Annotated in this window: 5 protein-coding genes and 1 pseudogene; 5 read left to right on the top strand and 1 reads right to left on the bottom strand. The window is 44.5% G+C overall.

The features are described from left to right. The coding region (gene acsC / locus FTO70_RS17720; protein ID WP_255337101.1) for an acetyl-CoA decarbonylase/synthase complex subunit gamma at positions 1-1,208 on the top strand (1,208 nt) is incomplete at its 5' end. A 909-nt stretch (positions 1,209-2,117) separates the two neighbouring features. On the opposite strand, the pseudogene FTO70_RS17715 reads toward acsC, so the two are convergent. Beyond that, positions 2,118-2,405, bottom strand: a pseudogene (locus tag FTO70_RS17715) (DUF134 domain-containing protein); the annotation flags it as partial. A 1,646-nt stretch (positions 2,406-4,051) separates the two neighbouring features. On the opposite strand from FTO70_RS17715, the gene FTO70_RS17710 reads away from it, so the two are divergent. The 4 genes from FTO70_RS17710 to cdhC all read left to right on the top strand — a co-directional run. Further along, complete coding sequence (locus tag FTO70_RS17710) at positions 4,052-4,381, top strand: hypothetical protein (RefSeq protein ID WP_255337100.1); 330 nt, start codon at positions 4,052-4,054, stop codon at positions 4,379-4,381. A gap of 884 nt (positions 4,382-5,265) precedes the next feature. Next, on the top strand, positions 5,266-7,686 hold the full coding sequence (gene cdhA, locus FTO70_RS17705; RefSeq protein WP_255337099.1) for a CO dehydrogenase/acetyl-CoA synthase complex subunit alpha: 2,421 nt from the start codon (positions 5,266-5,268) through the stop codon (positions 7,684-7,686). 3 nt (positions 7,687-7,689) lie between these two features. Beyond that, positions 7,690-8,202, top strand: coding sequence for a CO dehydrogenase/acetyl-CoA synthase complex subunit epsilon (gene cdhB / locus FTO70_RS17700; protein WP_255337098.1), 513 nt, complete (start codon positions 7,690-7,692; stop codon positions 8,200-8,202). A gap of 24 nt (positions 8,203-8,226) precedes the next feature. Further along, positions 8,227-8,956, top strand: a 730-nt coding sequence (cdhC, locus tag FTO70_RS17695; RefSeq protein WP_255334765.1) for a CO dehydrogenase/CO-methylating acetyl-CoA synthase complex subunit beta, incomplete at its 3' end; no start/stop codon positions are given.

The following is an 8,956-nucleotide window of genomic DNA, read 5'->3' as shown; positions in this document are numbered from 1 at the left end:
TCCGGGAAGTTGTCATAGGGGTAGGCGAAAGAGCAGCAAAGATCGGTGGAGACGACGTCCTGTACCGCCACAAGCTCACATTCTTCAACAAGACAAAGATGTTCTTCGATGTTGCAGACAACATGGAAGAAGCTGCCCTTGTTGAGAGAGTAAAGAAGATCGCTGACTTCAAGAAGTTCTATGTAGGCCGCAACCTGCTCCTCGACGGTGTTGCAATAAGGGCCGTTTCCAACGACCCAGCCAAGTTTGCCGCAGCAGTAAAGAAGGTTGCAGAAGCAGGCCTGCCCATGATCTTCTGTTCCTTCAACCCTGCAGTCCTTAAGGCAGGACTTGAAGCAGCAAAGGACAAGAACCCACTGCTCTACGCCGCAAACAAGGACAACTGGAAGGAAGTAGGAGAGCTTGCACTTGAGTACAATGTACCTGTGGTAGTCTCGGCCTTCAACGACCTCGATGCCCTCAAGACTCTTGCAAAGACCTTTGCAGAGGCAGGCATTAAGGACATTGTCCTTGACCCGGGGACCTACCCGAGCGGCAAGGGCCTCAAGGACACCTTTACCAACTTCCTGAAGATCAGGAGAGCAGGCATTATGGGAGACACCGAGATCGCATACCCGATCCTGGCCCTGCCCTTCACTGCCTGGATGGCCGGAATTGCAGACCCGGTCAGTGCCTCATACTGGGAAACCGTGATGGCATCAGTCTTTACCATAAGGTACGGCGACGCCATGATCCTCCACAGCCTGGAGCCATACGCAACCCTGCCAGAGGTACACCTGGCTGAGACCATCTACACAGACCCGAGGACACCGGTCTCCGTGGACGGCGGAATGTATAAGGTTGGAAACCCGGACAAAGATTCACCGGTGTTCTTCACAACCAACTTCGCCCTCACATACTACACGGTGGAGAGCGACATCTCGGCAAATGGAATAGTATGCTGGCTGCTTGCAGTCGACACAGATGGGATTGGTGTGGAAGCTGCCGTTGCCGGGGGTCAGCTGACCTCCGCAAAGGTAAAGGATGCCTTTGAAAAGGCAGGCTTCAACCTCAAGACGGACACAAGCCACAACACCCTTATCATTCCAGGTCTATCAGCCCGTCTGCAGGGTGACCTCGAAGATACACTCGGTGCAAACGTCAAGGTTGGACCAATGGACTCCGGCCGTATACCAGGCTGGATAGAGAAGAACTGGCCTCCAAAATAAGTCAGAAAACAAATTGAATATTAATATTCCGTGTCTTTTTGACACGGAATAACGTTTATTGCAACTTTTACAAAACGCAATTGTTGACTTTCAGGACAGTTCCTGAATTGAAGAAAAAAGTAGTATAAAAATAGACTTTTTTGCCTTAATGCCATAAAGATTTGCTTTTGAGAACACTGATACTGAATATGTGTTCTAAAATAAAGTTTTTAGAATTCTTAATATATATTCTGCTTTTTTTATATATATGATGCACAACGAATCAGATGTTATGTTTATGATTTTATCATGTGCATATTGGTCCAAACATGAGTCCGAATGTTACATGTCAAAACCCTTGCCTGTGTTAGTTTTTTGCCACTGGTTTAATAAGAACTAAACATGCCCTCGCAGAAATTGCATTTTTCTTTCAATACACAATTATCTCACTTTAATGATGAGAGCAGTTGCATGTGCCCGTCTTCCGCCGATGCCCGAGACAAGTAAGATCTCGACAGTTTGCGATTTCAAGTTCTCAAAGGAGCATCATAATTGTGCTCGCCATAGGGAGCCCTGTTGCTTATCGCCCTAATTCCAGTAATGGCCCTCTTATCACACATCTACAATGGTAAAATGTTCGCATGAGCCAAAATGGGCACATACATCAGACTCCAGTCCAGTATCACTCATCCGGTGGTATAGCTATTATTGTCACTTCTTTTTGCTTCCTTCACCAGTACTCCTGCTGCTTTCCATTTTTTTAGGGCAACAGTAATCATTCTCAATAAACCTCTTTCCTCGTCCATCGCCGCCGATCCGGAAAATTAGACCGGAACCACAATTCGGACAGCTTGTAGGACGACACTGGTTAGACTTTGATGCCCACACATGATCGCATTCTTTGCAGAGAAAATCGACCTTGCATTCACCACTATTAACGTATTCTCCTCCAGAGATCTCGATCGCTTTTCCGTTGACAAGAGCATCAGCCACCTTCTGTCGTGCATTTTGGAGGTCGCTCCAGAAAGTTTTCCGGGATACTCCCATTCTTTCAGCAGCCTCACTCTGCTCTATCTGGAGAAGGTCGCAAAGACGAATAGCCTCAAGCTCTTCTATAGATATGTTGGTGATTTCCAGAGAGCAAAGAGGGATTTCTCTGGGCTTGTAATAGGTGGCCTTTGGGAAGCAAGATACCCTGCGCTTAACTCTATTGACCATCAAATTGCACTTATGCGACACGTAATAAATAGCTATCGATATTTTACTTAAAGCGTTTAAAGTATTGACTTTAACATCAATTAAGGATTAGAGTAAACACAAACTACCATAATCGATGGCAACATATTTTCGAAATTGTTCCTTAAAAATAATTTTGAAAAAAAATTCTAGTATAACGTGTAGTATAGACATTTGAGAAATATCGTAGTGCTTACATAGTTACTGGAATACGAGAAATTGAAATATATATTTCTCTACTGAACCGCAGTTTGGGTAGAGATCTTTCCTGAGCCTAATATTTAAAAGAGGCCCATTATAGTGATACGTCGGACAAGAAAACACATCAATCATTATAAATAACCCTTTTTCCGCTTTCATCTCCTAGAAGTCGGAAAATTAGACCGAAACCACAATTCAAACAGATTGCGGGACGACACTGGTTGCAGTTTGATTCCCACACATGATCGCATTCTTTGCAGAGAAAATCGACCTTGAATTCATCACTATTAACATATTCTCCTCCAGAGATTTCGACATCTTTTCCGTTGACAATAGCGTTAGCCACCTTCTATCGTGCATTTTGGAGGTTGTTCCAGAAAGTTTTCCGGGATACCCTCATTCGTCAGCAGCCTCATTCTGCTCTACCTGGAGAAGGTCGCAAAGACGAACGCCTCAAGCTCTTCCAAGGACACGTTAATAATTACGAGAACACTTAGCTTAATTTCACGGAGTTTGTAATAAGTAGCTTTTGGGATTCTTGATACTCCGTATAACTCAACCGACCGTCAAAATACACAAAAGAGAGGTTATATAAATAGCTAACCCTGAGCGATTTAACTATTGATTAAATTAATAATCGCTGAATATATAATTAGAATTCGGCATGTTGAGTACAAAAACAATAGCAATAAACTCAAAAAGGTATTAAATGCGATTATAACTATGACGTTTAATTAATAGTTTTGTACCGTATGTCCGTTAGTCCTGTGGCTATTTTCTGCCTTTTACACCTGATTTAACGTAAAAGTTCTGCTAATCACGGGTACTTTCATTTTGCCTCTTATTTGAATAATTTCATGCTCTTTTCGTATGAAAAATGAGCATATGATGCCGTTTTTCATGCATCGTCACGAGTCAATGACTCGTAAGAGTTTAGATAGGATTTATACCACGGAATTTTTTTTATTTTTATATTAATACCGAACAAAAGTGAAAACTATATATAATACGTCGCTTAAGTGTAATTTAAGAGTCTATCTGAAAAGTGCTTTGACCTACCGTAACTTCTACAATCGGCAATCACAAATGAACGGATTCCGGATAATACACACTAATTATCTAATTGTAGTTTTACAACATGCATAGAACTTTTCGGATAGTCTCTAAGATCTCTTTTATTTATTCTGAGATCGCAACGACTATTATAGGACTTACCCACTTGATGCCTAAAACAAAAGCAGTGAACTCCCAACTCTATAAAAATTCAAGTTTTAACTGCTTAATTTACTGTACTTGATTTTGTAGTGTAAGTGTGTAAATTCTATAAAAAGTTAAAAACGATCTACTAAAAATATCATTTAATTAGCTGGAACTTTCAAAAATCGCCTGATAAGTGACTTTAAGCGTATTTAGAAGGTAAAGTTAAAATGAGCAAATTAAGTACCGGGAGTTTTTCTATAGAAGATCTTGAATTAGTTCAGATCACTATCAATAATATTGCAGGGGCAGCAAAGGAGGCTGCTGAAGAAAAAGCAAAGGAGCTCGTTAAAGCAGGTCCCACACTTTCCCCAGGACTTTTGGAGATCGTTCAAGAAAGTCTTCAGGGATACCTCCATTCTCTCAGCAGCCTCATTCTGCTCTACCTGGAGAAAGTCTCAAACAAATACCTCAAGCCCTCCCAGGGACACGTTAATAAATACACGAACATTTTGAGTAATTTCGTAGAGTCTAGGATAAGTAGCTTTTGGGATTCTTGATACTCTGCTTGACTTAATCGACTGTCAAAATACGCAAAAGAGAGGTATTATAAATAACTAACGCTGCAGCAATGTAACTATTGATAAAACTAATGAGCTCTGAACCAATTTTCAGGATTCTGCATTATAAGTACAAAACCAATAGCAATAAACACATAAAAGAATAAAATGCAATTATAACTATGAAGTTTACTTAATAGTTTTGTATCATATGTCCGTTAGTCAGGTGACTATCCTCTGCATTTTACACCTGATTTAATGAAAAAGTTATGCTAATCACTGGTACTTATTTTAGCCTCTTATTCGAATAATTTCAGATTTTTTTCTTATGAAAAATGGGCAGATTATGCCGCATTTCATGCTTCATCACGAGTCAACAACTCGTAAGAGTTTAGACCGGATTAATATAACGGAATTTTTTTTATTTTTATATTTATACCGAACAAAAGTGAAAATTATTTATAATACGTCGCTTAAGTGTAATTTAGGAGTTTATCCAAAAAGTGCTGTGACCTACTGTAACTTCTACAATCGGCAAAACAAATGAACGGATTCCGGAGAATAAACACTAATTGTCCAATTGTAGTTTTACAACATGCATAGAACTTATCGGATAGTCTCTAAGATCTCTTTTATTTATTCTGAGATCGCAACGACTATTATAGGACTTACCCACTTGATGCCTAAAACAAAAGCAGTGAACTCCCAACTCTATAAAAATTCAAGTTTTAACTGCTTAATTTACTGTACTTGATTTTGTAGTGTAAGTGTGTAAATTCTATAAAAAGTTAAAAACGATCTACTAAAAATGTCATTTAATTAGCTGGAACTTTCAAGAATCGTCTGTAAAGTGACTTTAAGTGTATTTAGGAGGTAAAGCTAAAATGAGTAAATTAACTACTGGGAGTTTTTCTATAGAAGATCTTGAATCCGTTCAGATCACTATCAATAATATTGTAGGGGCAGCAAAGGAGGCTGCTGAAGAAAAAGCAAAGGAGCTCGTTAAAGCAGGTCCCACACTTTTCCCAGGACTCGAGTCTTATAGGGATGACTGGAACTTCAAACTGCTTGACCGTTACGAGCCTGTTATTACCCCCATGTGTGACCAGTGCTGCTACTGTACATATGGACCCTGTGACCTATCAGGAAACAAGAGAGGTGCCTGTGGTATTGACATGCTGGGCCACAACGGAAGAGAATTCTTCCTCCGTGTGATTACAGGTACTGCCTGCCACGCAGCCCACGGCCGCCACCTGCTTGACCACCTGATCGAAACCTTCGGAGAAGACTTACCCCTCAACCTCGGGCAGTCCAATGTGCTTACTCCGAACATCACAATCAGCACAGGGCTTAGCCCCAAAACCCTTGGTGAAATCAAGCCAGCCATGGAATTCGTTGAAGAACAGCTGACTCAGCTGCTTGCAACAGTCCACGCAGGCCAGGAATCCGCAGAGATAGACTACGACTCCAAGGCCCTCTTCAGCGGCAGCCTGGACCACGTAGGCATGGAAATTTCCGATGTTGTACAGGTCGCAGCCTACGACTTCCCGAAAGCTGACCCTGATGCCCCTCTGATCGAAATCGGCATGGGAACAATTGACAAGTCAAAACCCTTCCTCTGCGTGATCGGGCACAATGTAGGCGGCGTCACCTACATGATGGACTACATGGAAGAACACGAACTTACCGACAAGATGGAAATTGCCGGGCTCTGTTGTACCGCAATAGACCTTACCAGGTACAAGGAAGCCGATGAGAGACCCCCATATGCCAAGGTCATCGGTTCCATGTCCAAGGAACTAAAAGTAATCCGCTCAGGAATGCCAGATGTCGTTGTTGTGGATGAACAGTGCGTCCGCGGTGACATTGTACCTGAAGCCCAGAAGCTTAAGATTCCGGTCATCGCGTCCAATGCAAAGATCATGTATGGACTTCCGAACAGGACTGACGCGGATGTTAATGAGACCCTTGAAGAGCTTAAGTCCGGAAAGATTCCGGGCTGTGTGATGCTGGACTATGACAAACTCGGGGAGCTCTGTATCAGGCTTACTATGGAAATGGCCCCGATCCGTGATGCAGAAGGCATTACTGCAATCCCCACAGATGAAGAATTCACAAACCTGGTCGCAAAATGTGCAGACTGCGGAGCCTGCCTGCTGGCCTGTCCGGAAGAACTTGACATCCCGGAAGCCATGGGCTTTGCAAAGGAAGGGGATTTCTCATATCTTGAGGAACTCCACGACACGTGCATTGGCTGCCGCCGCTGTGAACAGGTCTGTAAGAAGGAAATCCCGATCCTCAACATAATAGAAAAGGTTGCCCAGAAGCAGATTGCAGAAGAGAAAGGTTTGATGAGAGCCGGCAGAGGACAGGTTTCTGATGCTGAAATCCGTGCAGAAGGCCTTAACCTTGTCATGGGTACCACACCGGGCATCATCGCAATCATCGGCTGCCCGAACTATGCAGAAGGCACCAAGGACGTTTACTACATTGCAGAAGAATTCCTGAAGAGGAACTTCATTGTGGTTACGACCGGCTGCGGTGCAATGGACATTGGTATGTTCAAGGACGAGGACGGCAAGACCCTCTATGAGAGGTATCCCGGCGGATTCCAGTGCGGAGGACTTGTCAACATCGGGTCCTGCGTCTCGAACGCACACATCACCGGTGCAGCCGAGAAAGTCGCAGCCATTTTTGCACAGAGGACTCTTGAAGGCAACCTCGCAGAAATTTCAGACTACATCCTGAACCGTGTAGGAGCCTGCGGACTTGCCTGGGGTGCATTCTCCCAGAAAGCTTCCTCAATCGGCACCGGCTGTAACATTCTGGGTATCCCTGCAGTGCTCGGCCCCCACTCCTCCAAGTACAGGAGAGCCCTGATTGCCAAGACCTATGAAGAAGACAAATGGAAGGTCTACGATGCAAGGAACGGCCAGGAAATGCCAATTCCGCCAGCGCCTGAATTCCTCCTGACCACCGCAGAGACCTGGCAGGAAGCAATCCCGATGATGGCAAAGGCCTGCATCCGCCCGTCCGACAACAACATGGGCAGGGCTATTAAGCTGACCCACTGGATGGAACTCCACAAGAAGTACCTTGGAGAAGAACCGGAAGACTGGTGGAAGTTTGTCAGAAACGAGGCTGACCTCCCGCTTGCAAAGCGTGAAGATCTCCTCAAGAAACTTGAGGCTGTACATGGGTGGGAAATCGATTGGAAGAGAAAGAAAATCATCTCAGGCCCGAAAATCAAGTTCGATGTCTCGGCACAGCCCACTAACCTCAAGAGACTTTGCAAGGAGGCCTGAAAAATGGTAGACACAACCAAGAACACCAAACTGTTTACCAGCTATGGAGTAAGCACCTCAAAAACTGTTACGCCTGAAATGGCTGCAAAGCTGATCTCAAAAGCAAAGAGACCACTCCTTATGGTAGGGACCCTGACCCTTGACCCGGAACTCCTTGACCGCGTGGTAAAAATTTCAAAGACTGCAAACATCCCGATTGCTGCAACCGGGAGTTCCAAGGTAAGCCTTGCAGATAAAGACGTAGATGCAAAGTACATCAACGCTCACATGCTCGGCTTCTACCTCACGGACCCCAACTGGCCCGGTCTTGATGGAAATGGAAACTATGACACTGTCATAGTCTTAGGATTCAAGAAATTCTATATCAACCAGGTACTCTCCGCAGCAAAGAACTTCAGCAACTTAAAAACAATTGCAATTGAAAGAGGCTACATCCAGAACTCAACGATGTCTTTCGGAAACCTGAGCAAGGCAGACCACTATGCTGCCCTGGATGAATTAATCGACAACTTGTAAATTTGAATTAGGAGGCAACATATAATGGCAGATGAATTCCCATTTGAGATCTCCCCAATGTTTGAAGGAGAAAGAGTAAGGAAAGAAGGCATGTTCGTCGAGCTCGGAGGGCCAAAATCCCTCGGCCTCGAACTCGTCAGGGCAGCAGACATGGATTCAATTGTAGACGACCGTGTCACAATTGTCGGTCCCGACCTCAAGGAAATGGAAGAGGGCAAGACCTATCCCTGGGCAATGGTCTTCAACATCGGTGGAGAACTTGTCGAAGCTGACCTCGAGTCTGTCGTAGAAAGGCGTGTCCACGACTTCATCAACTACTGCCAGGGCATTATGCACCTGAACCAGAGGTACGATGTCTGGATGAGAGTTTCCAAGGACACAGCCGCAAAGATGGACTCTTTCGAGCCCTTCGGAAAAGCTGTCATGATGCTCTTCAAGACAGAACTGCCCTTCATCGAGAAGATGCAGGTAACCTTCTACACCGACAAGGCTGAAGTCGAGAAGCAGCTGGAATCAGCAAAGGAAATCTTCAAGGCCAGGGACGCCAGGACAAAGGACCTCCACGACGAAGATGTGGACGTCTTCTACGGATGTACCCTCTGCCAGTCATTTGCTCCGACCAACGTATGTGTGGTATCTCCTGACAGGGTTTCCCTCTGTGGTGCAATCAACTGGTTCGACGGCCGCGCAGCAGCAAAGGTCGACCCCGAAGGCCCGCAGTTCTCAATTGACAAGGGCGAACTCCTCGATGCAG

The organism is Methanosarcina sp. KYL-1 (assembly GCF_024372725.1).
Classification (GTDB): Archaea; Halobacteriota; Methanosarcinia; order Methanosarcinales; family Methanosarcinaceae; genus Methanosarcina.
The sequence above is the reverse complement of the archived record's forward strand: the minus strand, read 5'-3'. Positions and strand labels throughout refer to the sequence as shown.

Bases quoted from the DNA above. Each gene is read 5' to 3' on its own strand.
- FTO70_RS17710 (WP_255337100.1), top strand. From the start codon at position 4,052: ATGAGCAAATTAAGTACCGGGAGTTTTTCTATAGAAGATCTTGAATTA.
- cdhA (WP_255337099.1), top strand. From the start codon at position 5,266: ATGAGTAAATTAACTACTGGGAGTTTTTCTATAGAAGATCTTGAATCC.
- cdhB (WP_255337098.1), top strand. From the start codon at position 7,690: ATGGTAGACACAACCAAGAACACCAAACTGTTTACCAGCTATGGAGTA.